The organism is Mycobacterium liflandii, assembly GCF_022354805.1.
GTDB lineage: Bacteria > Actinomycetota > Actinomycetes > Mycobacteriales > Mycobacteriaceae > Mycobacterium > Mycobacterium marinum.
Genome location: NZ_CP023138.1, coordinates 696,091 through 721,620, shown reverse-complemented (window position 1 = coordinate 721,620; position 25,530 = coordinate 696,091). Strand labels below are relative to the sequence as shown.

The following is a 25,530-nucleotide window of genomic DNA, read 5'->3' as shown; positions in this document are numbered from 1 at the left end:
GGAAAAACATCACGCCCGAAGCCCTTGACAGATATACCCCCTGGGGGTGTATATAGACAGAGTGGTTATATACCCCTAGGGGGTATAGATGGGAGAGTGATGAACACCAGCGAGTACCAGGTCGCCGGGATGCGATGCGGGCATTGCGAATCCGCCATCCGAAGCGAGGTGGCCCAGATCCCGGGCGTCGCCACGGTCGCCGTCAGCGCGCGAACGGGCAGGCTGCTGGTTGCAGGGTCGGCTCCGATTGATCCGACGACGGTGTTGGGTGCGATCGACGAGGCCGGCTACCAGGCGGTCCTGGTCGCATGAGCGCGCGCGCCAGACTAGCCCTGTACGCGACGGGCATGGCCGCGTTGTTCGGCGCGGCATTCCTGGTCGGGGGTGCGGTGATTGCGCACCCGATCTCGACGTCCTGGGCTCGGTCCGGGCACGCCGGTCACCAGGCTGGGACGCAACCGGTGCGCGGGGTGTCTCTCAGTGCGGGCGACCTGATGCTCGACGACGTCGCGGCCCCACCCGCGGTCGGAGTGCAGGGCACCTTGTCATTTCGGGTCCAGTCGCTCGGAGGCGTGCCGGTGACGAGGTATGCGATCGAGAACGCCAAGAAACTTCATCTCATCGTGGTCCGCAGCGACGGCACCGAGTTTCGCCATGTCCATCCCACGATGAGCGCCGAGGGCCGCTGGTCAATCCCATGGGCATGGAACGCCGCCGGTACCTATCGGGTGTTCGCCGACTTCGTCCCGGAAGGCGGCAACCCCACGGTCCTGACATATGCGCTCAATGTCGGGGGCATGTTCACCCCGGACCCACCGCCGTCGGCGACAAACGTCAGCCGGACCGACGGGTTCACCGTGACCATCGACGGCCCGTTCACGGCCCAGTCACCGTCACGGCTGATCGCAACCGTCACCCGGGACGGCCAGCCGGTCACGACCCTGCAGCCCTACCTCGGTGCATACGGACATCTGGTGGTGCTGCGCGAGGGAGACCTGGCGTATCTGCATGCACATCCCGAGAATGGCGCGGCGTCGGCCGGATCGGCTAGCCCGGCCCAGATTGCCTTCACCACCGAACCGCCCACCCCGGGCCGCTACCTGCTCTACCTCGACTTCCAGGTGAACGGGCGAGTGCACACCGCCCAGTTCGTGCGCTGCGCCGCAGAGCAATCCAGCCATCCAGCAACACATCAGTAAGGAGCACACCATGCCCAAGACGACCGGTTTGCCGGCCACACTGAGCAACGTCGAGCTGGACATCGCCGGCATGACCTGCGCGTCATGCGCGATGCGCATCGAGAAGAAGTTGAACAAGCTCGACGGTGTCAGCGCGACCGTCAACTACGCGACCGAGCGGGCCACCGTCACTGCCCCGGCCGGGTATGACCCGCAGATCCTGATCACCGAGGTCGAGAAGGCAGGCTACGCAGCGGCTTTGCCGCAGCACCGGCAACAGCCCGCGGCGGCGGCAACAACGGACACGCACGGCGTCGACCCCGAGCTGGCGTCGCTTCGCGGTCGATTGGTCGGCGCGGTTGTGCTGGCCGGCCCGGTGATCCTGATGGCGATGCTGCCCGCCCTGCAGTTCCGGTACTGGCAGTGGGCCTCGCTGGCGCTGGCCGCGCCGGTCATCGTGTGGGCGGGCCGACCTTTCCACCAAGCCGCGTGGGTCAATCTCAAGCACGGCACCGCCACCATGGACACCTTGATCTCGGTTGGGACCCTCGCGGCGTTCCTGTGGTCGTTGTACGCCCTGTTCCTGGGTACGGCCGGAGAACCCGGGATGCGCCACCCCTTCGAGCTGACCATCACACCCGGTGACGGCGCATCCAACATCTATCTCGAGGTGGCCGCGGGGGTGATCGCGTTCGTGTTGGCGGGCCGGTATTTCGAGAAGCGCTCCAAGCGGCGCGCGGGCGCCGCCTTGCAGGCGCTACTCGAGCTCGGCGCCAAAGACGTAGCGGTATTGCGCAACGGCGCCGAGATCCGGGTCCCCGTGCAAGAACTCACCGTCGACGACGAGTTCGTGGTGCGCCCGGGCGAAAAGATCGCCACCGACGGCACCGTCGCCGCCGGCTCTTCGGCGGTGGACGCGTCGATGCTCACCGGGGAGTCCGTCCCGGTTGAGGTCGGCCCGGGGGACACCGTCACCGGCGCCACCACAAACGCCGGCGGGCGCCTCGTGGTGCGCGCCACCCGGGTCGGTGAGCACACCCAGCTGGCGCAGATGGCCAAGCTCGTCGAGGCCGCCCAATCGGGCAAAGCCGACGTGCAACGGCTCGCCGACCGCGTCTCCGGGGTATTCGTGCCGATCGTCATCGCCATCGCCGTGACCACACTGGGTGTGTGGCTCGGCGCGGGCTATCCGGTCAGCGCGGCGCTGACCGCCGCGGTGGCCGTGCTCATCATCGCCTGCCCGTGCGCGCTGGGACTGGCGACTCCGACCGCACTGCTGGTCGGCACCGGGCGCGCGGCCGCGCTGGGGGTCCTCATCAAGGGGCCCGAAATGCTCGAGTCCACCCGCAGAGTCGACACGATCGTGCTGGACAAGACCGGAACCGTGACGACCGGCAAGATGACCCTGCTCGAGGTGATCACCGTGCCCGACACCGACCGCGCAACGGCGCTGCGTTACGCGGGCGGGCTCGAGGCCGCCTCCGAACACCCCATCGCGGCGGCAATCGTCAAGAGCGCCAGGGCAGAACTGGGCACGCTGCCCGAGCCGGCGGACTTCGCCAACACCGAAGGTCAAGGGGTTCGGGGCATTATCGACGGGCACGCCGTCATCGTTGGACGCGCCAGCCTGCTAGCGGACTGGGCACAGCACCTCGACCCGGACCTGGCAGCGGCCAAGGATCGGGCCGAGAGCCAGGGCAAGACGGCGGTCGCGGTGGGTTGGGACGGTCGGGCGCGCGCCATCCTGGTGATCGCCGACACCGTCAAACCCACCAGCGCTGCGGCCATTCGGGAGTTCAAACGGCTGGGGCTAACCCCGGTGCTGCTAACCGGTGACCACCCCACGGTGGCGCGCCACATCGCCGACGAGGTCGGTATCGACGAGGTCATCGCCGATGTACTGCCAGCGGGCAAAGTTGCCGCGGTCAGGCGCCTGCAGTCCGAAGGCAAGATCGTCGCGATGGTGGGCGACGGCGTCAACGACGCAGCCGCGTTGGCCACCGCGGATCTGGGACTGGCGATGGGCACCGGCGCCGATGTGGCGATCGAGGCCGCCGATCTCACCCTGGTGCGCGGTGACCTGCGTGCCGCAGCAGACGCGATCCGGCTCTCCCGGCGGACCCTGAACACCATCAAGACCAACCTGTTCTGGGCCTTCGGCTACAACGTCGCCGCGCTCCCGTTGGCCGCTTTCGGTCTGCTCAATCCGATGCTCGCCGGTGCCGCGATGGCGTTCTCCAGCGTGTTCGTGGTGAGCAACAGCCTGCGGTTGCGCTCCTTCACCAGCGTCATCACGGACGCACCGCCAGCCACGGGCAGTCCGACGCGATGGGACGCCACACCGGAATCGCCTGCCGAACTCTCAACGCTGCCCGGCGAACCCTCCGGTTGCCCACGATAGCCGCCTTCGGCACGGCCGCCTCGAAACGTCACCCGGCGGAGGTCAACCGAGCCAACCGCCTACCGAGGGCGGCATGGAAACGTCCAACCGCACTCTCGTGCCGACCGAACTCGACGAAAGCGTTTGCTCCGGCGGCGAGGCCACGTTGAACGCCCTCGGACATCTCGTTGTCCTCGGAGAGACCCTGCCCGATGAAGCTGCCCGCGCCGGCCAAGTTGCTCGACGCGTCGAGCGAATCACGCTCGGCGACATCGGGGGTGACCATCGAATAGATGGTCACGGCGGTGCGATCGACGCTCACCGGATCGATCACGACCATGGCGATCACATCCGGGAACGTCGCCAACATGACGTTGGGGAACAGCTGATACAAATACGTCACCCTGGCACCCGTGGTCCAGGTGTGCTCCGGACGGTCTCGGAGCCGTTCAATATTGCGGTACGGGAAGGTGATACGAGTGTTGGGCCCGAATGCCTCCACCACATTGAGATCGTCGTACTGGACGGGAAAGAACGTGTCTTTGTGGGTCGACCGGATATGGTAGCCCTCTAGGAACTGCTCTACGAGCACCTTCCAATTGATCTCCCGCAGCGTTGATTCAACGACAATCAGGCGCTCGGCCGGGACGAGCTTCGCCCGCCAGGGACTACCGTCGGTCAGCCAGCCGATCGCTCCCTCGTCCTCGATCAGGCCAGCGTCCACGGGGTCGAGTGGACCAATCACGATGAGCCCGTCCACCTCGTGGCTTTCCACCTCGACCAAGCCACGCGCGGACATGTCCAGGTCGGGGAAGGCCTCCGCGTGCGGGACGTGCGACAATGACCCGTCCAGACGGTATATCCAACCGTGGTAGCGGCATACCAGCGCATGAGAACAGCCGGCGTTCTCCACCAGAGCAAAGCCGCGATGCCGGCAGGCATTGCGGAACACCCGCGCTCGCCCGTCGGCCCCGCGCACCGCGAACAGGGGCACCCCGAAGGCGGTCCGTTCCACGTGATCGCCGTTGTTCGGGATCGCGGCCGACGGCACGAACACACTCGGCATGCCGCGCAGCAACCGTAACTCGGCGGCGAAGCGCTCTGGACTGACGTAGTTTTCGACCGGCTCGCGCCAAGCCTCGCCCTCGTCGGTGGTCCCGGCATCGATATGGGCAAGGACGCGCCGGACGATCTCTGCATCCTCGGCAACCAACGGCTTCGTCGGCGAGCTCACGTATGCCAGTATCACACTGTGTAAATTACGCGTCAACAACTCGGTGATATGGAGGTTAGGTGTCCCCGACGTCCGCGGCCCGAGTACGCCGGCTGATCGGCAACCGGCCGCTCAGCGCACGTTCAGTGCTCGCATCGGCATTGCTGGGCGCCGACCAGGCCCGCCTCACGGTGGCCGAGTTGGTGGCGGTGGCCTCCCTGTTCGGCATCAGCGACGGCGCCGCCCGCACCTGCCTCTGGCGGATGGTCAGCAGCGGCGAACTGACCAGCGGCGAAGGCAGCTATGCGCTCGCCGGGCACCTGCTGGAGCGGCGGCAGCGTGTCGACGAGGCGTCTCGCATCGCTGACACAGCCGTTGGCTCCTGGGACCGAACCTGGGAACTGGCGGTCGTCTCGCTGGATCGCCGCTCCGCGGCCGATCGCCTCGAGCTCAGAAAGGCAGCCATGGCTCTGCACCTCGCGGAGCTGCGCGAAGGCGTCTGGATACGTCCGGATAACCTTGACCCGCAACGTCTTCCGATCTCCCGGTCGGTGCTGGACCGCCAGTGCATCCATTTTCATGGCGCCGCTACCGATATCAGCGCCGACAAGGCCAGCAGCCTGTTCTCCCTCGACGAGTGGGCGGCCTATGCCCTGGCCCTCATCCAGGCGATGGATGCCGAACTGGACCGGAGTAGCCGCGACGTTTCGGCGCAACGTTCCAGCTACCAGTTCGCTTTGTCGATCGCGGTGGTCCGCCACCTCCAACGCGACCCATTGCTACCGGCGGAGCTGATCGGCGACGACTGGCCCGGGCACCCATTGCGCAGCACCTACCTGCGCCTCGACGAGGCATTCAAGCGGCGGATGAGTCACGCGTTTCGTTGAACCCAGTGGCCGGCACGGCCTTTGCGCCGCAGCACCGGCGGCCCCTACGCCCCGGACTCCGCATCGAGCAGGAGCTGCAGCGTCTCCCGAAGCTCGCCCAATCGTTGCGGTCCCAGGATCTTTTGCCACCACCGCTGCGCATCGAGCGCGTTGGCGCGCATCACCCGAAGCGCCTGGCGGCCCCGTGGCGTCAACTCGATGATTCGCGCACGAGCGTCAGCCGGGTCCGGCGCCCGCAGGACATACCCGTGGCGTTCCAGTGCGGCTACCGCCTGGGCCACCGCCTGCCTACTCACCCCAAGCCGGTCGGCCAGGTCCGACGCATGCAGGCCCCCGCCGGCCAGTGGAACGAGGCCGATCGCTTGTGCCGGCCGGATCCCATCGAGTCCGGCCGCGGCGAACGCCGACCTCAACCGGGGAGCCGCTGTGGCCGCGACCAATTGCATCAGGGCCGGCACCGTGGGCTCCCACGCCGCATCCAGAACACGTCGCATGACACCGAGTCTGCCATTCACGACACTAATGACAAGATGCTTGTCAAGTATGCGGCTGGGTGTCACCATGTGGCCGTGGCGGTTCGATGCGCTCAGGTAGTCAACGTGTGCCTGCTGGCCGCCTTGATCTTCTTGGCCAACACCTGCGTAGTCGGCACGCGGCTATCGGCAACGCCCGATTTCCCGATCCCGGCCGGACGGTCGGTTCAGATCCTCAACTCGGGCGGGATTTTCCGGATCTATCGGGTGTACCGTCCGCGTGGCTTAACCGGCGCGGCGCCCCTTGTGGTGATGTTGCACGGCGGTTTTGGTGATGGCGCGCCGGCCCAGCGCGACTACCACTGGAACAGTCAGGCCGACACCGGCGGTTTCGTGGTCGCCTACCCCAACGGTGTGCTGCGCGCCTGGAATGGCGGCACCTGCTGTGGCGCGCCGGAGAGCTTCGACATCGACGACGTCGGATTCATCACCGATATGGTCGCGACCATCCAGCGCCGGACCCCGATCGATCCGGCACGCGCCTACGCCACCGGCATGTCGGCCGGCGCCATCATGGCGCTTCGGTTGGGTTGCCAGTCCGACAAGTTCGCGGCGATCGCTCCCGTGGCCGGCACGCTGCTGACCGATTGCGCCCACGCGCGGCCCACATCGGTGCTGCAAATCCACGGCACCGCCGACGATCGCGTCCCATACAACGGCGGGCCGGGCGCGGCCCGCTCGTTCGACGGCACTGCGCGTGTCGACGGCCCCTCAGCGGCCGCGGTCAATGCCACCTGGCGCGCCATTGATGCGTGCGCACCGCCGACCTCAACCACTTCCGGAGTCGTGACAACCCAAACCGCTTCCTGCACCGACGCACGCAGGGTCACATTGATCTCGGTGGCCGGAGCCGGCCACCAGTGGCCCGGTAGCAGGTCCAAACCCGTCCTGGAAACGATCGCCGGCATCTCGCCACCATCGACGGCGCTGGACGCGACCGCCACCATCTGGCAGTTCTTCAGTCAGGCCCACCTGTGAAAAGGCTTACAGCGCTTAGCTTCTCACCGTAGGCACATTGGCAGCCCGGGTCAGCGCTTCTGCGCCAGGATGGCGCCGCCGACCCACCGCCTGATAAAGCTTTTCAGCTCATCATCGGAGCGACTGGGCACATTGGGCGCGACAAAGAATGACAGCAACACCCGCAGAAGGAACTCCACCAGGTCGTGCCTGGCCGACTCGTCGGCGAATCCATACTCCGCCCAGTCGACGTCGAAACGCTCCAGCATCCGCACCCCGAATACCTGTGCCTCTTCGGAGGTGAGATTTTCCGGGTGTGTGTGGGCGTACGGTTGCGCGATCAGAATGCCGAGATGGGGCGTGCGCACCACGTCGCGCAGCGTAAACATCACCGCTTCGGCCATCGCCTCCGCGGGATCGCGCATGCCGCGCACGGCTTCGGTGAGCCGATCAAGAAAGCCGTCCACCGATGCGATTGCCGCCGCACGCATGAGCGCATCTGCGGTCGGATAGTAGCGGTAGACCGTCTGCCTGATGACCCCAGAGACGCTGCGACCTGGGCGAGACTGACATCGGATCCGGTCTCGGCGATCAGCCTCACCGCCGTGTCGACAATGCGCCGCGATGCCTCTTCGTCCGAGGCCGGCGGCGCTCCATTCCATCCGCGCCTACGCGCCACCGAACATCACCTCCGAGCAAAGCATTGGGTGAGCATAGCGCGACATGATGAATAACACGAAGGCATACCTATGCTGCGGCAACCCGCAGCCACGAACCCCCGCGACGTGTCCAGATCCTCGACAAACCTGCAGCTAACCGGCGTGCGGGTGGCCACGAAGCGAACGCGCGAGCTGGCCATACTTGGACGTCCTGGCACCCGCGATATTCATTGGACATTGATTCCAGAGCAAACAAGGTGAGACGTCGACGATGTGGTCTGGCCACGGGCATTACCCCGGCGATGCCGGCGGACTCCCCGCCCGATGCGTGAAACGCCCCGCCGCTTCGGACGGCTTACCACCAGCGGTGAGTGCTCACGGCCAGTTGGTGGCGAAATTTGCGTAGTCCTCGTCGAGCTTGGCACAGAAGTCGGCGGCGGTGCCGGCCAGCAGGATGTGGTAAGTCTCAGGGCGGTGGTCTTGCCCTGACGTCGGATAGGTCCATCCGTGGGCGCACATCGCGTTGGATCCACCGGCGGTTGCCGCGGGCCAGACGGACCGGACGCAACCGGTCAGCGCCTGCATGTCCGATGTAGCGCTCTCGGCGATGACGAGCATCGCCCCCCCACCCGCCATCGCTGCGCCGGTAGGCACGGGCCCCAAATGACGTGTTGACCTTCTGACATCCCAACGCGCGCTGCAGGGGGGCGAATGCGGAAGCCAGGCGTGAGTCGGCCACCTGCGCCGAGTCCATGATGAACGAGGCCGCGTCCGCGCCATCACCCTCTTGGACATCGGCATTACCCACGCTCATGAGTTGTCGCGCGATGCGGCTCTGGGCAGCCTCATCACCGCCACCGATGATCGGCCCGCCACCCGTGGATGGGATCGGGGGCAAGACGGCGCCGGGTGCGGCCTGCACCGGGGGCGCACCCACGACCGCGCCGGCGCACAGCACCCAGGCCGCGATATTCATGCCGATTCGAAATGCCATTGATTCCCCCAGGGTGGGCCGATGATCCGGGCTAGCGTACCCACCCGGGTGCAGCGCGCGACCGTGGTTCGCCGCGGCCGGAATCGGCCGGAATGGCCGAGCGCGCCCGAATGCCAGCTGCTAGTCGTTCAGCATGCCGTCGATCAGCCGACGCAACACCTGTCGGCTCTCGCGGCGGGCACGCTTGGGATCATCGGCCGTCGCAATGAACATTGCCGCCTCGTCGAGCGCGCCGATCAACACATGGGCCAGTGGCCGCACCGGGTGGCGATCCAGCTGGCCCGCCCGGATAGCCTCGGTGATCAACTGCTCGGTCATGCCCAGGCTGTAGCGCTGTGCGACATCGCGGAAGCCCGCCCAGCCTAGCACCGCGGGTGCGTCCAACAGGATCAACTGACGCACCTCTGGATCGCCAGACACCTCCAGCCAGGCATCGACGGCAGCACGGATCGCGTCGGCGGGCGTGGCCGCCCCCGAGGTAGCCACCGAGGTAGCCATCCGCGTCATCACGTCCTGTTCCACCGCCTCAACGACCTCACCGAATAGCGCTGCCTTGTCAGCGAATTGGTGGTACATGGCGCCGCGGGTGACGCCGGCTTCCGCGGCGATCTCCGGCGTCCCCACCTCGGCATAGCCGCGACTGCCCCACAGCTTGCGAGCAGCGGTGATCAGCGCCTCGCGGGTAGCCGCGGAGCGCTCCTCTTGCGTGCGTCTCTTGATTTCCATACAACCTGTTGGTAAGTTACCGGCAGCGTGTTTGTAAGTGTATCGAAATGGGAGTCATCCATGCCGACGATCGACATTAACGCCGGAACCATCCATTACGAAGTAACCGGACCCGAACACGGCAGACCGGTCATGTTCGTGCACGGGTACCTGATGGGTGGCCAGCTATGGCGCCAGGTCAGCGAACGGCTTGCCGAGCGGGGCTTGCGTTGCTTCGCGCCGACCTGGCCCCTTGGCGCACACCCGAGGGCATTGGGCCCGGATGCCGACCGATCGATCACCGGCGTGGGTGATCTGGTCGCCGATGTGCTGGCAACCCTGGACCTGCATGATGTGGTGCTGGTAGGCAACGACACCGGTGGGGTCGTCGCACAGTTGGTGGCGGTGCATCATCCCGAGCGTCTTGGCGCGCTGGTGCTCACCAGTTGCGATGCTTTCGAACACTTTCCGCCACCGATTCTCAAGCCGGTGATCCTGGCAGCCAAGTCCAAGAAGATGTTTCGGGCCGCTATTCAAACCATGCGGTCGCCGGCGGCCCGCCGGCGCGCCTACGGCGACCTTGCCCACGCCGACATCGATGAGCTGGCGCAGCGCTGGGTACAACCGGCGCTCTCGAATCCGGCGATCGCCGAAGACCTGCGTCAGCTAACCCTGTCATTGCATACCGACGTCACCAGGGGCGTCGCCGCGCGGCTGCCCGAGTTCAGCAAGCCCGCCCTGATCGCCTGGTCGGCCGACGACAAGTTCTTTGCACTCGAGGACGGCCGGCTCCTCGCCGCCACCATCCCGAACGCCCGACTCGAGCTCATCGAGGGGGCCAGGACGTTTTCGATGCTCGACCGGCCAGATCGATTGGCCGATCTGCTATCAGCGGTGGCCGTACGCACCTAGGGCGCAACGCGCTGGGGATTGACGACGATCCAGCACCGCAACCGGCGCCCGGTTGGACGCCATTCACGCGATGACAATCGCCGCCAACCCCTGTTGCACCCGATCCGGCAGCGAGCCACCCTGACCAAGCCAGTCATCCAGCGCGATGCGCACCACGGCCATCGCCAACGCACCGACCAGCCGCGGCCTCGGGTCTTGGGGTACCAAATTGGGTATCCGCGGTGCAATCAAGTCGGCGATCGCCGATTCATACCGCACATAGATGTGCAGCGTCCAGGCTTCCAACGTTTCCGAAGACCGGGTAAGCGTTGCCAATTCGCGTACTTGATCTTCCATCTCGGCAAATCCGACGGCGAGCCCACCGAAGGCGCCAACGACCGCCTCGACGGCGCTCAGATGCTCGGGTTGTGCCGCCAGAGCGGTAGCGATCCGGTCCAGCCAGTGCGCTGTCATGCCTTCTGCGACGGCGTCTTCTTTGGAGTTGAAATAACGGAAAAAGGTCGCCCGGCTGATGTCGGCGGTATCGGCGATGCGCTCCACCGTTGCCGCGGCCAACCCCAGATCGGCAACCAGCTGCGCCGCGGCCGTGGCAATGCGCTGGCGGGTCGCGGTGCGCTTGCGCTCGGCAAGCGAGGTGGCTGCGGGTGGCGGAGACATTCGCCCACTATATTCACGCGAACCACTACCGAATGTGTGAGACATAGTCTTATTGTGACACTATGTCTCACCACCTCGCCAGGCCTGTCGCGGATGCCCCCCAGGCGCTTGCCGCGTGGCAGTTCTTTCAGCGGATGCTCGCAGACGTCACCAAGATCGTGACCGAGGACGCCGAGTCCGAGCCGGAACTCCTGGAAGGACTGCGGGTCATCGCCCGGGTGTCGTCGCTATGCGCGCAAATGTCGGTGGAGTCCGACCCCGCCCGGCCCGTGTTCTTCGATATGTGTCCGCCGAACCGCATGATTGGCGGCCCCAACCCGGAGGGCAACTACTTTCTGGCGATGATCCGCGGCGACCACCGTTACCGGATCACCGGTACCCGGGGCACCAGTTGTTACCTGGGAATACAGATACTGGCCGGCACCGGACTCACGCCGCGGCGAATGGCCGGCTACCTCAGCGACGCCGACTTAGCGCTGCAGTCTGGTGAATTCACGCTGCTGCTTTCGGCGCTGGAACCCGGCGAGCTCGGCGGCGGGCAGTGGGTGCAAATCCCCGACGACGCATCGGCGATCGTCGTCCGGGAGTACGTCGGCGATCGCAGCCACGAAGAGCTGGCCAAAATGCGCATCGAGGCCTTCGACCCAGCCCCGGCGTCGCCACCAACCGACGACGAACTTGCGGGACAGTTCACGGCACTGGCGTGGTCCTTGATGAAGCTCACCACGCTGCACCGCACCATCAAGCCCGAACTGCTCGACCACCCCAACACCCTGCTGACCGCCCAGGCCGCCGATCTTGGCGCCGCCGACACCACCCCGGACAACCTGTACATGATCGGGACCTTCCGGCTAGCACCGGGGCAGGCTCTGGTGCTGGACTTCGAGCCACCGGAAACGCGGTACTGGAGTGTCGCGCTGGAAAGCATCTGGCACGAATGTCTGGAGCCGGACAGCAGGCACAGCTCGGTGACCAATCGGGCGGTACGTGCCGGCACGGATGGCCGGGTGCGTATTGCAATTTCCGAGCAGGACTTCGGTTTTGGACATTGGCTCGACACCGGTGGCCGGCATCGGGGGTTCGTGATCCTGCGCTGGCTGGACAATCCCCAAGCGCCCGACGTCGAGGTGTCGGTACGCCACCGGGAGCAGCGGGCATGAGCATGCCGCAGGATCGGTTCAAGCCCGAACGCCTGATCGCCACCGCCTGCGAGGAAGCCGGAAGCGACGACTTCGGCGCCGACGGGTGGCAAGACCGATTGCAGCGGGTCACCGACGCACTGATCCACGAGGCGCGGTTGTCGGCTATCGGCGTCGAGATCGCCCACCTGGACCTGATGCGCGCATTGCGTAACCGGCTCGGCGTCATCGCGTGGCGCCGCCAGCACCCCGAAATCGCCACGAAGGCAATCGATCAGCCCATCGTCATCGTCGGCCAGCCCCGCACCGGAACGACGATTCTCTACGACTTGCTCGCCCAGGACCCCGACCTTCGGGCACCGCTGACCTGGGAAGTCGATGCGCCGTGTCCGGTCCCCGCGCCCGAGACGTATCTCAGCGATCCACGAATCGCGCAGACAAAGGCCAGCATCGAACTCTCCGAGCAGATCATTCCCGGCTTCCTGTCCTTTCACCCGATGGGCGCACAGGTCGGACAGGAGTGCGTCCGCATCACGGCCAGCGAATTCACCAGCATGATCTATTCGGTGCAGTACCGGCTACCCAGTTACTACCGCTGGCTGCTGTACGAGGCGGACCACCGCGGCGCCTACCGATTCCATCGAATCTTTCTGCAACACCTTCAAACCGGCGTCTGGGGCCAGTGGCTGCTCAAATCGCCCGCGCATCTGTGGCAGCTGGATGCGCTATTGGCCGAGTACCCCGACGCGTTGATCGTGCAGACACACCGTGACCCACTCAACGTCATCTCCTCAATCGCGGCGCTGACCCATCACCTGCGCCGGATGGCCAGCGACGAATCCAGCATCGCCGAATGCGCGGCCCAGTGCTACGAGGAAATCGTGGTCGGCCTCGACCGGGAGATGGCGCTGCGCGCCGGTGGCACCCTCCCCGCCGGCCAGGTGATCGACGTGCTCTACACCGACTTCGTTAATGACCCCTGGAACACGATCAGGGGCGTATATCGCAAGCTCGGCCGCGAGCTGGCGCCGGAAACCGAACAACGCATGCGTGACTTCCTGAGGGCTCATCCCGGTGATGGCGGGCGGGGTCGGTACACCTGGTCGGATACCGGCCTGGACGCCAGCGTCGTTCGCGACCGGGTGCGTCCGTATCAAGACCGCTATGGGGTACCCACCAGGGCTCCGGCGTTGTTGATTAGCAGGCTTGTGAGCTGGGGAATTGTGGATTGAGGAGGTCTAGGCGGCGGTTGGCGGTCAAAGCGGTGATCCGGCAGGCTTCGGCGATGTTGTCGGCGCCGTTGAGGCGGTGCAGATTGATCGCGGTGTTGCGTAGCGTTGCTAGGACCTGTGCGCCGTTTCCGGTATGTGCCCTTTGACGGTCTTCGTCGAAGGTGACGTCGCGTATCCAGTGCAGGCTGTTCTCGATTCCCCAGTGTTGACGCATCCAGGTCATGATCGCGGTAGGGCGGGCGTGCTCGAACGGCAGGCTGCAGATGGCATAGACCACCTCCACGCTGCGCTGGTCGGTGGCGGTGATCAAGCGTTCACGAGTGATCCGGATGATTTGTTTTGCGTAGGGGAAGCCGATTCCTCGTGCAGCGGTGATGATTTGCAGGGTGCGGGTCTCGACACGGCCGTGGCCGCGGGAGTCGTCGGTAGCGGCTGCGGGCACCTCGGCCCAGGGCAGCGCGGTGATACGCGCAAGTATTTTGGCTTGGTTGGACTTGACGATCATCAGGTAGTGCGACTTCAAGGTGGCGCAGATCAACTTCGCGGTGACGACCTGGGTATGCATCGCATCCACGGTGACCAGCCACCGCAAGCTACCCGGCAGCAGCGTGAGCAGGGCACGTACGCAGGGAATTTCATTGCTTTTCTCGGCGACAGCGAGTTGACCGAGCACCAATCGGGCACGGTGGGCGAACACCGACACGAGATGCGTGGCTGTCGCTTTGGCGCGTAAAGCACCACGCAGCATCTTGCCGTCCAACGCGATCGGCACCAATCCACTGGGGTCGCTGCTGGCCACGTGTGCAGTGAAGTAACTGCCCATCCTGGCGTTGAGGTCGGCGGGGTCTAGCCGAGACAAAACAGCGCGGAAGGTCTTCTCACTGGGCCGCCGGAACCGGACCCCTAATTAGGCCAACACATCATCGGGAGCGGTGGCCGCCCATGTGGCAAAACCAGCATAGCCGCGCATCCCCGCGGCAGTGGCCAGAACCGCGATCGCCAACAAAGCCATCAGCGAATACCTCCGACCGCGTGGGTCCCTCGGGTCTGGCACCGAGGCCAACACATCGAGAAACTCCGATCCGATGAGCTCGCTACGCTCACCAGGACTCCAGCGGTCGAACACCTCTGGAACCGACGACACAGGCAATACTGAAACGGTAGGCACGGGCAACTCCAGACCAACGACGAACAGTAACCAACTCGATCGTTCTCCAGATAGCCCGTGCCTACACTCCGGCCCCAATAGCGCGGCACCAAAGATCATCAACCCAGCTCACAAGCCTGCTAATCAACAACGCCGGAGCCTGGGGTACCCACCGAGCAATTGCGGTAATTCACAAATGGCGTGAAGAAATTTGGCGCGGCGCTCCCTATAAGGAACCGAAACGGCATAGAATTCCGGCTTGTGACGACCTCGTCGAACCCGTGGGGCGACGAACGACGGAGACTCTCGCATCAGCTGCCGATGCGCGATCACTTATTCGGCCGCAGCCAGGCGCGACGGCTGAGCCGTCGATTCGCCGGGGTGGGCGTGAGGATCTCACCGCAGCGTCTTCGGCAGATGCACGCCGGCATGCCCGCCTCGGATAGCGAAATGACGAATATCAATTTTGCGTTGATCGCCATCCAAATAACCCGTGAAAAACGCGTCGCGAAATTACACCGGTTGCAGCGCAAGTGCCGGCATGCATTGCTCTCGCTGGGCATGGTTATCGTCGCATTGAACTTCCTGCTCTGCATCGGCTACCTGCTGTTCAGCCTGACGCTGCAGCGTTCGATGTAAATCGTTGGCCCCCAGCCAGATAGCTCACCCGGCAGCACTGTTGCGCCCACCATTCGGGTAGCCCTACCCGGGTAAGACGAGTAGAACTACCCAAGCGGTCCACCCGGCCCACCCGTGATGCTTCAGGCATGACATCGCTGACGGGCTTTCCCAGCCCCGCCGAACTTGCCGAACGCACCCCGGCCGACCGTGACCGCGCCATCGACGTCATCCGCATCACGGCCTTGGTCGGCGTGGTCGTGGGCCATACGGTGATGGCGACCAGCGTCATCCGCGGTGGCGTCCTCCGCTGGGACAACCTGCTGACCACCTCGACCACGTTTCAGGCTCTGACCTGGATTTTTCAGATCATGCCGTTGTTCTTTTTCGCCGGTGCGGCGGCGTGTGTCCCGTCCTGGCGACCCGGAACGAACTGGGGCGGCTGGCTGATGAAGCGCGCCGCGCGGCTGTTTCGACCGGTTTTCTATTACCTGAGCTTTTGGGCGGTGGCGCTGGTCATCTTCTATCCGCTACTGCCCCAGCACGTTTACGAGCCGGTCGCCGGTGTGAGCATCCAATTGCTGTGGTTTCTCGGCGCCTACGTGCTGGTGCTGGCGGCGATGCCGGTGCTATCTCGAATCACCAGCACGGCGCGCCTGGCCGCCAGCGTAACCGCGGTCTACGCCATGATCGCGGCCGTCGACGCCGTCCGACTGCACTGCAGCGCCGGACCATCGCTCGGATACCTCAACCTCGCGGTCTGGCTCATTCCCGCCATGTTCGGCGTGGCCTATCGCCGCCGATTGCTGACACGAGCCCGCGCGATCGGCACCGCCGCGATATTTCTGGCCACCAACGTCGCGTTGCTGTGCTGGGGCCCTTACGAGCTGAGCCTGGTTGGCATCGAAGGCCAGCGGCTGCCCAACATGAGCCCTCCCTCACTGTTGTTGGCCGGTCACGCAATCATTCTGAGCGCGTTGGCTGTTGTGGCGGCACCGGCAATCGCCCGATGGGCTCGGCGCCCGCGGGTCTGGTGGTTGGCGGCGATCGGCAACTCCGGAGCCATGACTTTGTACCTGTGGCATATGCCAGCCCTGCTGGGCGTGCACCTGCTCTTCGACGGATTGGGAGCTCCCCGCTATCCCGGCGAGCCGGGCTTCGCCGTGATCAGCGCTGCCCAACTGTTGATCATGTGTGGTGCGGTGGCAGCGCTGTTCGTTGCGCTGCGGCCGCTGGAGAACAATCCGCTGCCCGGCTGGGACGGCGCACCCGCCATCACCTCGGTCTGGCGCGGCGCGGGGGTCGGCGTACTGCTGTATGTGGCCGGGGCGGCCATCCTGGCGTCGGTGAAGTGGGGCCTCAAGGACGACGGACTTGCCTGCATCGCAGTGACGGTCGCCGCCCTGGTGGCCGCTCGGATCCTGGCCGTGGCGCGACTCCCGCGGTACGGAACGGCCCCGCCTGGAAGCCAGCCCCTCGCTTGATTGACAAGCTACTTGTCATTCTGGCAGAGGGCTGTCACCACGAGTTGATGGCGCGTGAAACCGCTCGCATCCTTCGGGTGTTGAGCGCGGTTATCCTCGGCTCGCTCGTCGTCTGGACGGGCGGATGTTCCGCGGGTGGGCATGCGGCTGGAGCGCCCGCACCCGCGACGATCCCGGTGGGCCGGTCCACTCAGAGCATCCAGTGGGATGGCGCCGAACGGACGTTCAATCTCTACCGGCCGCAGGGAGTGACCGGCGCGATCCCACTGGTGGTGATGAAGCACGGCGGTTTCGGCAACGGTGCGCAGGCCGAGCGCGCGTACCACTGGAACGACAAGGCAGATCAGCAGCACTTCCTGGTCGCCTATCCCGACGGTCTGCACCGGGCCCAGGGCTCCGGCGTTGTTGATTAGCAGGCTTGTGAGCTGGGTTGATGATCTTTGGCGCCGCGCTATTGGGGCCGGAGTGTAGGCACGGGCTATCTGGAGAACGATCGAGTTGGTTACTGTTCGTCGTTGGTCTGGAGTTGCCCGTGCCTACCGTTTCAGTATTGCCTGTGTCGTCGGTTCCAGAGGTGTTCGACCGCTGGAGTCCTGGTGAGCGCAGCGAGCTCATCGGATCGGAGTTTCTCGATGTGTTGGCCTCGGTGCCAGACCCGAGGGACCCACGCGGTCGGAGGTATTCGCTGATGGCTTTGTTGGCGATCGCGGTTCTGGCCACTGCCGCGGGGATGCGCGGCTATGCTGGTTTTGCCACATGGGCGGCCACCGCTCCCGATGATGTGTTGGCCTAATTAGGGGTCCGGTTCCGGCGGCCCAGTGAGAAGACCTTCCGCGCTGTTTTGTCTCGGCTAGACCCCGCCGACCTCAACGCCAGGATGGGCAGTTACTTCACTGCACACGTGGCCAGCAGCGACCCCAGTGGATTGGTGCCGATCGCGTTGGACGGCAAGATGCTGCGTGGTGCTTTACGCGCCAAAGCGACAGCCACGCATCTCGTGTCGGTGTTCGCCCACCGTGCCCGATTGGTGCTCGGTCAACTCGCTGTCGCCGAGAAAAGCAATGAAATTCCCTGCGTACGTGCCCTGCTCACGCTGCTGCCGGGTAGCTTGCGGTGGCTGGTCACCGTGGATGCGATGCATACCCAGGTCGTCACCGCGAAGTTGATCTGCGCCACCTTGAAGTCGCACTACCTGATGATCGTCAAGTCCAACCAAGCCAAAATACTTGCGCGTATCACCGCGCTGCCCTGGGCCGAGGTGCCCGCAGCCGCTACCGACGACTCCCGCGGCCACGGCCGTGTCGAGACCCGCACCCTGCAAATCATCACCGCTGCACGAGGAATCGGCTTCCCCTACGCAAAACAAATCATCCGGATCACTCGTGAACGCTTGATCACCGCCACCGACCAGCGCAGCGTGGAGGTGGTCTATGCCATCTGCAGCCTGCCGTTCGAGCACGCCCGCCCTACCGCGATCATGACCTGGATGCGTCAACACTGGGGAATCGAGAACAGCCTGCACTGGATACGCGACGTCACCTTCGACGAAGACCGTCAAAGGGCACATACCGGAAACGGCGCACAGGTCCTAGCAACGCTACGCAACACCGCGATCAATCTGCACCGCCTCAACGGCGCCGACAACATCGCCGAAGCCTGCCGGATCACCGCTTTGACCGCCAACCGCCGCCTAGACCTCCTCAATCCACAATTCCCCAGCTCACAAGCCTGCTAATCAACAACGCCGGAGCCCTGGCACCGGGCCTGGAACGCTGGAACCTGCTGCGGCCTGCCCCAGCGCAACAATGTCGACGACGTCGGATTCCTCACCGCCATGGTTGCCGCGATCGGAAAACAGATCCCGATAGATTCCGCGCGTGTTTACGCGACCGGCATGTCCAACGGCGCCATGATGGCGCTGCGGTTGGGTTGCCAAACGGATATCTTCGCCGCGATCGCACCGGTGGCCGGCACGCTGGTGACCGATTGCGCACGCGCGCGGCCGACCTCGGTGCTGCAAATCCACGGCACGGCAGACCAGAGCGTCCCCTATGACGGCGGCCCCGGCAAAGCGGTGAAAATCAACGGATCGCCACGGGTGGATGGCCCGTCGGTGCCTTCGGTGAACGCGACCTGGCGCGCCATCGACGCATGTGGACCGCCCATCTCGAGCACTGCGGGCGTGGTGACAACCGTGACCGCCGAATACGCAGACGGCCACACCGTGGAATTGATCTCGGTGGCCGGGGCGGGCCATCAATGGCCCGGCGGTACGCGCGGCCCCCTGCTGGAGAGACTCGGTCTTCCCGAACCGTCGACGGCGTTGGACGCGACCGACACCATCTGGCAGTTCTTCGCCGGGCACCGGCGCTGACCCGCCAGCTCCGTCGCCGAATCAGTCGCTGGAAAGCTCGCGGTGCTCGATCAGGTCGCGCATACCGCCGATACCGAGCCGCTCACGAAACGCCTGCGCCGTGTAGCCGACGGCCGTCGCGTCGGTGCGGGCCCGCACCGTTGCCGAACGCGGCATGTGAAACAGCACCCCCATCTCGCCGAAATATTCTCCGGGCCCGGCAACTTTGACCAATTCTTCGCCGCCGTCAGCTAATTCGTGCACGATTTCGAACTCACCCGCCGATACGACATAGATGAGGTCGCCCATCGTGCTCTGTTCAAACAGCACGTCCCCGGACTTCAATTTGACGACTTCGGGCGGCCGGTTGGTCTCCGCGAAATCGGGCGTCAACTCCACAACACGGTCGGCCATCGGCAGCATCCTGCTGTCGTGGGTGGCCACCACGACCACTCGGTCACCATCGGCGAGCTCGCGGATAAGCCGCAGCACTTCCTCTACCTGGATGAAGTCGAGGTGTGCGGTCGGTTCATCGGCCAGGATCAGCGGCGGGTCCAGCGCGATCGCGCGCGCAACCGCGACGCGCTGCTGTTGCCCTCCGCTGAGGTCCCCGGGCCGGTGTTTCATCCGCTCCTCGAGGTTGACGCGCTTCAACAACTCCTCGGCGCGCGCCCGTGCCGCAGCACGTGACATCCCGGCCGAACGCAGCGGAACCATCACATTCGCCAGCGCGGTCAGGCTCGGCACCAGGTTGAACGCCTGAAAGACGATGCCCACCTTGTCTCGCCGATATTTCGCCAGCGCCATACCTTCGAGCGTGGTGATATCGATGTCCTCGAACTTGATCGCCCCGGACTTGGGTCGCAGAATGCCGCCCAGGCAAGACAGCAACGTTGTCTTCCCGCATCCACTCGGACCGAGCAGGATGACCAGAGACCCGGCCTCCACGTCGAGGTTCAAACCATTGATCGGCCGAAGGGCATATCCACCGCAGTAGTACTGCGACTACCAGGTCCTGAATGCTGAGATCGCCCACCGGCTAAGGACCTCCAAACGCGAGTGCGGGATCCACGGTCATCACCCGCTTGAGTCCGGCGACGCTGGCCAGCAGGCCGATCAGGATTGCCACCACCGGTAGCGCCAGATAGGCCCCGCCAGGCACCGCGACGATCATCGGGAACAACGGAGCCAGCAGTTTCGACAGGACGACACCCACAACAGCGGCAAGCAGCGAGACGACCAGCGCCTGCAACGCCAGTCCCGCCATGATCGAGTGCGTTGGCGTGCCGATCGCCTTGAACACCGCAAAGTCGCGCATGCGCTCCAGCGCGGAGAGATACACCACCGATCCGACGATCAGCACCGCCACAATCCACAGCAAGACCGCCACGATCGAAATTGAATTCACGGCGACCTTCAGCGGACGTATCAGGTCGTTGACCGCGCCCTCCCGGTCGTAGGTCTGGTAGCCCTCCGGGAGCTCTCGGGGCGAGCCGTCGATCCCGATCGACGTGATCATCGGTTGCCCGTTGTAGGCCACCCGCTGCAGGCCCTCGGTGGTCAGAAAAATGTTGGGGATCTTGGCCAGCGCCGTGGAGTTGGGCACGATGCCGACAATCCGCAGCTTGTGCGCTCCGAGCTGCAGGGTGTCATCGATATGCCGGTTGAGCGTGCTGGATACCGCGACCTCGTCCGGTTTGGACGGCGCTCGCCCGTCCGATACCTCGGGCATGCCCGGTCCGTGCTCCGGTGCACCGAAAGCCGTGACGTTTCGGGTTGACTTGCCTTCCTTCATGATCGTGCCCATGCTGGCCAGCGGCGCCGCGGCCACGACGCCGGGCTCGGCGGCCACCCGCGCCACGTCAACGTCGGGAAATGGAATCGAGCCCAGAAACGGCCCGGCCGCGCCGGCTTTGACCACGAAAACGTCGACACCGAGGGAATCGACGGTGTGCTGCGCCTCCACCCGGAAACCATTTGCCAACCCGGTCATGACGAGCGTCATCCCGAAGATAATTCCGGTGCTGATAATCGCAATGACCAGGCGGCGCTTTCTCCATTGCATGTCGCTCAACGCCGCGAAGAGCATTCCCAGAACCTACCAACGTCGCATCGTCGGGGACCATGTTTTGTTGAGGCCACCCAGGCCCGGCAGCGCCAACCGACCGGCGCGATTGCGGCGTCGGCATGCCGGATCCCGCGCGGCGAGCGCGCCCGATCTGGTGGTGGCCTAGGATTTGTGCAGACCGGGGGTGCGCCACTGAGCTGCATGTTGGCGGCGGAAGCGGTCGGCGGGGTTGAGATAGCAGCCCGGCCCGAAACATTGGATGTCTGCCAACGAGCGGTGTCCCGAACAGGGACGGATGTGAGATACAGCAATGGTGGAACAATCTGGCGACCCAACGCCACCCACAGCATTCGGAATCGAAAAATCCCGGGTTGGCGAAGCGGTCGTGGTGACGGTGTCGGGGGAACTCGACATGCTGACCGCACCCCGGTTGGCCGAGATGCTCCGCACTTCGCTCATCGAGGCGCCCGCAACACTGATCGTTGACCTCTCGAAGGTCGATTTCCTGGCCTCAGCGGGGATGACCGTCCTGGTCAGCGCCAAGGCGCAGGCCGTGGCGCCGACGCGATTCGTGGTGGTCGCGGACGGTCCGGCCACCAGCCGGCCGATCAGGCTGATGGGGATCGACGCCATGTTGCCCCTCTATGACGCACTGGATGACGCGCTCAACGACATCTCCGATAGCTGAGCCGGCACCCCAGCGTTTGCGCTCTCGAATCATTGACTGAATCGAGCGGGCGGAATACCGTCGTACATACGCTACGCGCCGTAGCGTAATAACCATCCAGGTCCGGGTTGGCAGGCCGGTGGCTCGCGTCGCAGCCGCGCGACCAGGGAGAGGCTCAGAGGGCTCATGTTCGATTTGAAGATCGTCGGCGGCACCGTCGTTGACGGCACCGGGGCCGCACGCTACCGGGCCGACATCGGCATCAAGGACGGCAAGATCGTCGACGTCGTCCGGCGGGGCACCGATGATCCCGGCCTGGGCGGTGAGTCCGCCGAAACCATCGACGCCACCGGTCAGGTGGTGGCCCCCGGCTTCGTCGACATCCACACGCACTACGACGGTCAGGTGAGTTGGGACAGCACCCTGGAGCCCTCCAGCGGGCACGGGGTGACGACCGTGGTCACCGGCAACTGTGGGGTGGGTTTCGCACCCGTTCGCCCCGGCAGCGAGGACTGGCTGATCAGGCTGATGGAGGGGGTCGAGGACATCCCCGGCACCGCGCTCACCGAGGGCATCACCTGGGGCTGGGAAAGCTACCCCCAATACCTCGACACGATCGGCAAGCAGAAGTTCTCCATCGACGTGGGGAGCCAGATCGCCCACGGCTCCGTGCGCGCATACACGATGGGTGAACGCGGCGCCCGTAATGAACCGGCCACCGCCGAAGACATCGCGGCGATGGGCCGGCTGGTCACCGAGGCGATCGAGGCCGGTGCGCTCGGGTTCTCGACCTCACGCACGCAGGCTCACCGCGCGATGGACGGCGAACCGGTGCCCGGAACCTTCGCCGCCGAGGACGAGCTATTCGGGCTGGGGCGCGCCATGGCCGCCGGCGGACAGGCCGTCTTCGAGCTCGCCCCGCAGGGCGCCGCGGGCGAGGACATCGTCGGGCCGAGAAGGGAACTGGAATGGATGCGGCGCCTGGCCGGTGAGATCGATCGACCCGTATCGTTCGCCCTGATCCAGGTGGACGCCGATCCCAACCTGTGGCGCGAGCAGCTGGAGCTCTCGGCCAGCGCGCACGCGGCGGGCAGCCGCCTGCACCCGCAGATCGCCGCGCGCCCGTTCGGGATGATGATCGGGTTCCAAGGTCACCACGCCTTCACCCACCGCCCGACCTACCGCCGGCTCAAGGCCGACTGCACCCGCGACGAGCTCGCGCAACGGTTGGCCGATCCCGCGGTGAAAGCCGCGATCCTGTCCGAGGACGACCTACCCATCGACCCGAACGTGTTGTTCGACGGCATGTCCGCCTTCGTTCAGTACTCGCTGGGACGCCTCTATGCGCTAGGCGATCCGCCCGACTATGAACCCACCCGCGACCGCACCGTCGCCGCAATAGCCCAAGCCCGCGGCCAGGATCCGCTGGCGACCCTCTATGACCTGGTGCTCGAATCGAACGCGAGCGCCATGCTGATGTTGCCGCTGTTCAATTACGCAGACGGAAACTGCGATGCGATCCGCGAAATGATGCTGCACCCGGCCGGCGTTCTGGGGCTCTCGGACGGCGGCGCTCACTGCGGCATGATCTGCGACGCCTCCTACCCCACCTTCTTGCTGACCCATTGGGCACGCGATCGCAAGCGGGGCGAGAAGTTGCCATTGGAATATGTGATCCGCAAGCAGGCCCGCGACACGGCCCACCTGTTCGGCCTCACCGACCGCGGCACCATCGAGCCCGGCAAGAAAGCCGATCTCAACGTCATCGACCTCGAAGCGCTGCGGCTGCATCCGGCCGCGATGGCCTACGACCTGCCCGCCGGCGGCAACCGGATATTGCAGGGCGCAAGCGGATACGCCGCCACAATCGTCAGCGGAGCGGTGACCCGCCGTGGCGGTGTCGACACCGGAGCCCGTCCCGGCCGCCTGGTGCGCGGAGCGCGTTAGCGGGACGCGATGAGCACCGCCGCCGGCAATCCCGCCCGCACTCGCGACGAGGACGCGATTGGAGTTCCGCCGGCTTCCCCGACACTGGTGCCCGCGCAGCGCTACCACTCCCCCGCGTTCGCCCAGCTCGAAATCGAACGAATGTGGCCCAAGGTGTGGCAGCTCGCCTGCATGCTCGACCATGTCGCCGCGCCGGGCGACTACTTCGAATACCGCTGCGGCCCCTATTCGGTACTGATCGTCCACGACTGCGACGGCGTGCTGCGCGCATTCCAGAATGTGTGTCGCCATCGGGGCAATTCGCTGTGCGCGGGCTCGGGTTCGGGCCTGCGTGAACTGAAGTGCGGCTACCACGGCTGGACCTGGGATCTGACCGGAGAACTGCGGCGAGTGCCCAATCGCAAGGGTTTCGGCTCGCTGCACATGCCCGACTTCCCGTTGCTGCCCGTGCGGGTCGAGACCTGGGAGGGCCTGGTCTTCGTCAGTCTCGACGTCACCGCGATGCCATTGATGGATTACCTGGACCCGATACCCGAAGACATCGCGTGGTGCGGGCTGAGTGATTTTCGCTGCTACGCCACGCTCACCGTGGAAGTCGATGCCAATTGGAAGACCATCGCTGACGGCTACAGCGAGACCTACCGCATTCAGACGTTGCATCCCGAATTGTTGCGCTGTGTCGACGATATTCACGCCCCACAACAGATCTGGAGGCACGCTGGGAAGTCGGACCAGCCCTACGGTGTGCCGAGCCCACGCTTCGAAGGCACCCTGAGCGACCAAGAGGTCTGGGACGCTTACGTTTACACGCAGGGTGCGCTGATGGGCGCGGCCGAAGGCACGCCGTTGCCGGCCGACGAGCGCCGGCCCGGCCAGGCGGTTCAGGATCTCATTGCGGCACGCACCCGAGCCTTTGCCGCCACCCGCGGTGTCGACCTCGAGTGGGCCGACACCGATCGGATAACCCCGCTGCATCAGTACAACTTGTTTCCCAACATGACGTTTCTGGCCAACGCGGACCACCTGACCATCATGTGCTCGCGGCCCCAGCCGGAGCACTTCGCCGATCCCGACAAGGGCGAGATGGTGATGTTTCTGATGACGCGGATGCCGCCGGACGCGCCGCACAACAAGCCGACAGACGTCCGGATGGCCGCCGATCAGGCCGAGCCCGGGATCGTGCTCACTCAAGACATCCGAGTGCTCCCGGGTGTCCAGCGCGGCTTGCATCAGCCCGGCTTCACCCATCTGGTGCTGTCCGGCGAGGAACGGCGGATCATCAACATGCACCGCAACCTGGAGCGCTACCTTGATCTACCCGAACCCGAGCGGATGAGCGGGGGCGGACTTCGCCCCGGACCGGGGGCCCCGCGTGTGTGATGGTTCACATCGGGCGGATCGGATCAGCAATCGATCCGGCACCCACCACAGCTCCGGCCGCCGTTTTCGCAGCTGAACAGCGGTCCGAATGCGGCGCCGCGGGCCCCGAATATTATTGTGCGCATCCGCGTTTAACGCTCGATGGTCAAATGTGTCCGGTCTTGGTCGCCCCGGGCCTGCAGCCAACCGCCCGCCCGTGCGGTGTCCGGCCAACCGCCGGGCACCGCCAAATGTGGCCAATCGGGGGAGTGACAAGACGACGAGTCGGTGTGTATGTTGACTGCTCGTCACAACAAAATAGCCAACAACATTGCTGTTGACGCGACGCGGGAGAAACCTCGCTATCGAGGCGCCGTAGGAGCAATCTCCTCCCCGAGAATCTCTCAGGCCCCAGTACCGCATCGCCGAGGCGACTCTGGA

General features: G+C 65.2%; 19 protein-coding genes, 6 pseudogenes and 1 riboswitch. Of the genes and pseudogenes, 16 read left to right on the top strand and 9 right to left on the bottom strand.

Annotation, left to right across the window (positions count from 1 at the left end; all coding sequences use genetic code 11):
* The first annotated feature begins 99 nt into the window (after positions 1-99).
* The 3 genes from CKW46_RS03405 to CKW46_RS03395 are packed head-to-tail and all read left to right on the top strand — an operon-like array spanning position 100 to position 3,579.
* Entirely contained in the window at positions 100-312 is a 213-nt protein-coding gene (locus CKW46_RS03405) for a heavy-metal-associated domain-containing protein (RefSeq protein ID WP_011742369.1), read from the top strand.
* Positions 309-1,199 carry a DUF8832 domain-containing protein gene (locus CKW46_RS03400; RefSeq protein ID WP_012392229.1) on the top strand — a complete coding sequence of 297 codons (891 nt, stop codon included), beginning with the start codon at positions 309-311 and terminating at the stop codon, positions 1,197-1,199. Before CKW46_RS03405 ends, CKW46_RS03400 begins: the two co-directional genes overlap by 4 nt.
* 10 nt (positions 1,200-1,209) lie before the next feature.
* Entirely contained in the window at positions 1,210-3,579 is a 2,370-nt protein-coding gene (locus CKW46_RS03395; protein ID WP_482052816.1) for a heavy metal translocating P-type ATPase, read from the top strand.
* A gap of 28 nt (positions 3,580-3,607) precedes the next feature.
* Here CKW46_RS03395 and CKW46_RS03390 read toward each other — a convergent pair whose 3' ends face one another.
* Positions 3,608-4,807, bottom strand: coding sequence for an aromatic ring-hydroxylating oxygenase subunit alpha (locus CKW46_RS03390; RefSeq protein ID WP_094361910.1), 1,200 nt, complete (start codon positions 4,805-4,807; stop codon positions 3,608-3,610).
* Positions 4,808-4,851: 44 nt separating this feature from the next.
* Between CKW46_RS03390 and CKW46_RS03385 the strand changes: the two genes are divergently transcribed.
* Complete coding sequence (locus CKW46_RS03385) at positions 4,852-5,658, top strand: PaaX family transcriptional regulator C-terminal domain-containing protein (protein ID WP_338094137.1); 807 nt, start codon at positions 4,852-4,854, stop codon at positions 5,656-5,658.
* A 44-nt stretch (positions 5,659-5,702) separates the two neighbouring features.
* On the opposite strand, the gene CKW46_RS03380 is transcribed toward CKW46_RS03385, so the two are convergent.
* A complete protein-coding gene (locus CKW46_RS03380; protein ID WP_482053355.1) occupies positions 5,703-6,152 on the bottom strand; it encodes a MarR family winged helix-turn-helix transcriptional regulator in 450 nt (149 codons plus the stop codon).
* A gap of 105 nt (positions 6,153-6,257) precedes the next feature.
* Between CKW46_RS03380 and CKW46_RS03375 the strand changes: the two genes are divergently transcribed.
* A complete protein-coding gene (locus CKW46_RS03375) occupies positions 6,258-7,169 on the top strand; it encodes an extracellular catalytic domain type 1 short-chain-length polyhydroxyalkanoate depolymerase (RefSeq protein WP_117435970.1) in 912 nt (303 codons plus the stop codon).
* 50 nt (positions 7,170-7,219) lie between these two features.
* Here CKW46_RS03375 and CKW46_RS03370 read toward each other — a convergent pair.
* The 3 genes and pseudogenes from CKW46_RS03370 to CKW46_RS03360 form a co-directional block, all read right to left on the bottom strand.
* Positions 7,220-7,827 (bottom strand): annotated as a pseudogene (locus CKW46_RS03370) (TetR/AcrR family transcriptional regulator).
* 355 nt (positions 7,828-8,182) lie between these two features.
* Positions 8,183-8,801, bottom strand: a pseudogene (locus tag CKW46_RS03365) (hypothetical protein).
* A gap of 120 nt (positions 8,802-8,921) precedes the next feature.
* Positions 8,922-9,527 (bottom strand): TetR/AcrR family transcriptional regulator, encoded by a 606-nt coding sequence (locus CKW46_RS03360; protein ID WP_020727702.1) that lies wholly within the window; start codon positions 9,525-9,527, stop codon positions 8,922-8,924.
* 60 nt (positions 9,528-9,587) lie between these two features.
* Here CKW46_RS03360 and CKW46_RS03355 point away from each other — a divergent pair, with 60 nt between their 5' ends.
* Positions 9,588-10,418 (top strand): alpha/beta fold hydrolase, encoded by an 831-nt coding sequence (locus tag CKW46_RS03355; RefSeq protein ID WP_015354039.1) that lies wholly within the window; start codon positions 9,588-9,590, stop codon positions 10,416-10,418.
* A gap of 63 nt (positions 10,419-10,481) precedes the next feature.
* Here the strand turns inward: CKW46_RS03355 and CKW46_RS03350 are convergent, their stop codons facing one another.
* Positions 10,482-11,075 (bottom strand): TetR family transcriptional regulator, encoded by a 594-nt coding sequence (locus CKW46_RS03350; RefSeq protein WP_012392219.1) that lies wholly within the window; start codon positions 11,073-11,075, stop codon positions 10,482-10,484.
* Between the two features lie 62 nt (positions 11,076-11,137).
* Between CKW46_RS03350 and CKW46_RS03345 the strand changes: the two genes are divergently transcribed.
* Positions 11,138-12,235 carry a DUF1214 domain-containing protein gene (locus tag CKW46_RS03345; RefSeq protein ID WP_482052814.1) on the top strand — a complete coding sequence of 366 codons (1,098 nt, stop codon included), beginning with the start codon at positions 11,138-11,140 and terminating at the stop codon, positions 12,233-12,235.
* On the top strand, positions 12,232-13,446 hold the full coding sequence (locus CKW46_RS03340; protein ID WP_482052813.1) for a sulfotransferase family protein: 1,215 nt from the start codon (positions 12,232-12,234) through the stop codon (positions 13,444-13,446). Before CKW46_RS03345 ends, CKW46_RS03340 begins: the two co-directional genes overlap by 4 nt.
* Here the strand turns inward: CKW46_RS03340 and CKW46_RS03335 are convergent.
* Positions 13,412-14,614 (bottom strand): annotated as a pseudogene (locus tag CKW46_RS03335) (ISAs1-like element IS2404/ISMul1 family transposase). The gene CKW46_RS03340 and the pseudogene CKW46_RS03335 sit on opposite strands and share 35 nt — an antisense overlap.
* Before the next feature lie 240 nt (positions 14,615-14,854).
* On the opposite strand from CKW46_RS03335, the gene CKW46_RS03330 reads away from it, so the two are divergent.
* The 5 genes and pseudogenes from CKW46_RS03330 to CKW46_RS03310 form a co-directional block, all read left to right on the top strand.
* Entirely contained in the window at positions 14,855-15,232 is a 378-nt protein-coding gene (locus CKW46_RS03330) for a hypothetical protein (RefSeq protein ID WP_482052812.1), read from the top strand.
* A 128-nt stretch (positions 15,233-15,360) separates the two neighbouring features.
* The gene (locus CKW46_RS03325) at positions 15,361-16,695 is read left to right on the top strand and encodes an acyltransferase family protein (protein WP_482052811.1); all 1,335 of its coding nucleotides are present in this window, start codon (positions 15,361-15,363) and stop codon (positions 16,693-16,695) included.
* Entirely contained in the window at positions 16,692-17,108 is a 417-nt protein-coding gene (locus CKW46_RS03320) for an alpha/beta hydrolase family protein (RefSeq protein WP_482052810.1), read from the top strand. The genes CKW46_RS03325 and CKW46_RS03320 overlap by 4 nt, the downstream gene beginning before the upstream one ends.
* 119 nt (positions 17,109-17,227) lie before the next feature.
* A pseudogene (locus CKW46_RS03315) lies at positions 17,228-18,430 on the top strand (ISAs1-like element IS2404/ISMul1 family transposase).
* Positions 18,431-18,439: 9 nt separating this feature from the next.
* Positions 18,440-19,069, top strand: a pseudogene (locus tag CKW46_RS03310) (CE1 family esterase); the annotation flags it as partial.
* A gap of 21 nt (positions 19,070-19,090) precedes the next feature.
* Here the strand turns inward: CKW46_RS03310 and CKW46_RS03305 are convergent.
* Both CKW46_RS03305 and CKW46_RS03300 read right to left on the bottom strand, forming a co-directional pair.
* Positions 19,091-20,084, bottom strand: a pseudogene (locus CKW46_RS03305) (ABC transporter ATP-binding protein).
* A 3-nt stretch (positions 20,085-20,087) separates the two neighbouring features.
* Positions 20,088-21,137: an ABC transporter permease gene (locus CKW46_RS03300; protein WP_482052809.1), complete on the bottom strand. Its 1,050-nt coding sequence runs from the start codon at positions 21,135-21,137 to the stop codon at positions 20,088-20,090.
* Positions 21,138-21,426: 289 nt separating this feature from the next.
* Between CKW46_RS03300 and CKW46_RS03295 the strand changes: the two genes are divergently transcribed.
* The 3 genes from CKW46_RS03295 (at position 21,427) to CKW46_RS03285 (ending at position 25,110) form a co-directional block, all read left to right on the top strand.
* Complete coding sequence (locus tag CKW46_RS03295) at positions 21,427-21,804, top strand: STAS domain-containing protein (RefSeq protein WP_012392211.1); 378 nt, start codon at positions 21,427-21,429, stop codon at positions 21,802-21,804.
* A gap of 165 nt (positions 21,805-21,969) precedes the next feature.
* The gene (locus CKW46_RS03290; RefSeq protein WP_015354026.1) at positions 21,970-23,730 is read left to right on the top strand and encodes an N-acyl-D-amino-acid deacylase family protein; all 1,761 of its coding nucleotides are present in this window, start codon (positions 21,970-21,972) and stop codon (positions 23,728-23,730) included.
* A gap of 9 nt (positions 23,731-23,739) precedes the next feature.
* Positions 23,740-25,110 (top strand): aromatic ring-hydroxylating oxygenase subunit alpha, encoded by a 1,371-nt coding sequence (locus CKW46_RS03285; RefSeq protein ID WP_482052808.1) that lies wholly within the window; start codon positions 23,740-23,742, stop codon positions 25,108-25,110.
* Between the two features lie 317 nt (positions 25,111-25,427).
* Positions 25,428-25,519: riboswitch (glycine riboswitch) on the top strand.
* Positions 25,520-25,530 lie beyond the last annotated feature (11 nt).

What these genes read in the sequence shown, in the direction of transcription:
- CKW46_RS03290 (WP_015354026.1), top strand. Translation starts at nt 21,970, where the DNA reads ATGTTCGATTTGAAGATCGTCGGCGGCACCGTCGTTGACGGCACCGGG.
- CKW46_RS03405 (WP_011742369.1), top strand. Translation starts at nt 100, where the DNA reads ATGAACACCAGCGAGTACCAGGTCGCCGGGATGCGATGCGGGCATTGC.
- CKW46_RS03360 (WP_020727702.1), bottom strand. Translation starts at nt 9,527, where the DNA reads ATGGAAATCAAGAGACGCACGCAAGAGGAGCGCTCCGCGGCTACCCGC.
- CKW46_RS03350 (WP_012392219.1), bottom strand. Translation starts at nt 11,075, where the DNA reads ATGTCTCCGCCACCCGCAGCCACCTCGCTTGCCGAGCGCAAGCGCACC.
- CKW46_RS03295 (WP_012392211.1), top strand. Translation starts at nt 21,427, where the DNA reads ATGGTGGAACAATCTGGCGACCCAACGCCACCCACAGCATTCGGAATC.
- CKW46_RS03380 (WP_482053355.1), bottom strand. Translation starts at nt 6,152, where the DNA reads ATGCGACGTGTTCTGGATGCGGCGTGGGAGCCCACGGTGCCGGCCCTG.
- CKW46_RS03340 (WP_482052813.1), top strand. Translation starts at nt 12,232, where the DNA reads ATGAGCATGCCGCAGGATCGGTTCAAGCCCGAACGCCTGATCGCCACC.
- CKW46_RS03355 (WP_015354039.1), top strand. Translation starts at nt 9,588, where the DNA reads ATGCCGACGATCGACATTAACGCCGGAACCATCCATTACGAAGTAACC.
- CKW46_RS03300 (WP_482052809.1), bottom strand. Translation starts at nt 21,137, where the DNA reads ATGCTCTTCGCGGCGTTGAGCGACATGCAATGGAGAAAGCGCCGCCTG.
- CKW46_RS03395 (WP_482052816.1), top strand. Translation starts at nt 1,210, where the DNA reads ATGCCCAAGACGACCGGTTTGCCGGCCACACTGAGCAACGTCGAGCTG.
- CKW46_RS03400 (WP_012392229.1), top strand. Translation starts at nt 309, where the DNA reads ATGAGCGCGCGCGCCAGACTAGCCCTGTACGCGACGGGCATGGCCGCG.
- CKW46_RS03325 (WP_482052811.1), top strand. Translation starts at nt 15,361, where the DNA reads ATGACATCGCTGACGGGCTTTCCCAGCCCCGCCGAACTTGCCGAACGC.
- CKW46_RS03345 (WP_482052814.1), top strand. Translation starts at nt 11,138, where the DNA reads ATGTCTCACCACCTCGCCAGGCCTGTCGCGGATGCCCCCCAGGCGCTT.
- CKW46_RS03285 (WP_482052808.1), top strand. Translation starts at nt 23,740, where the DNA reads ATGAGCACCGCCGCCGGCAATCCCGCCCGCACTCGCGACGAGGACGCG.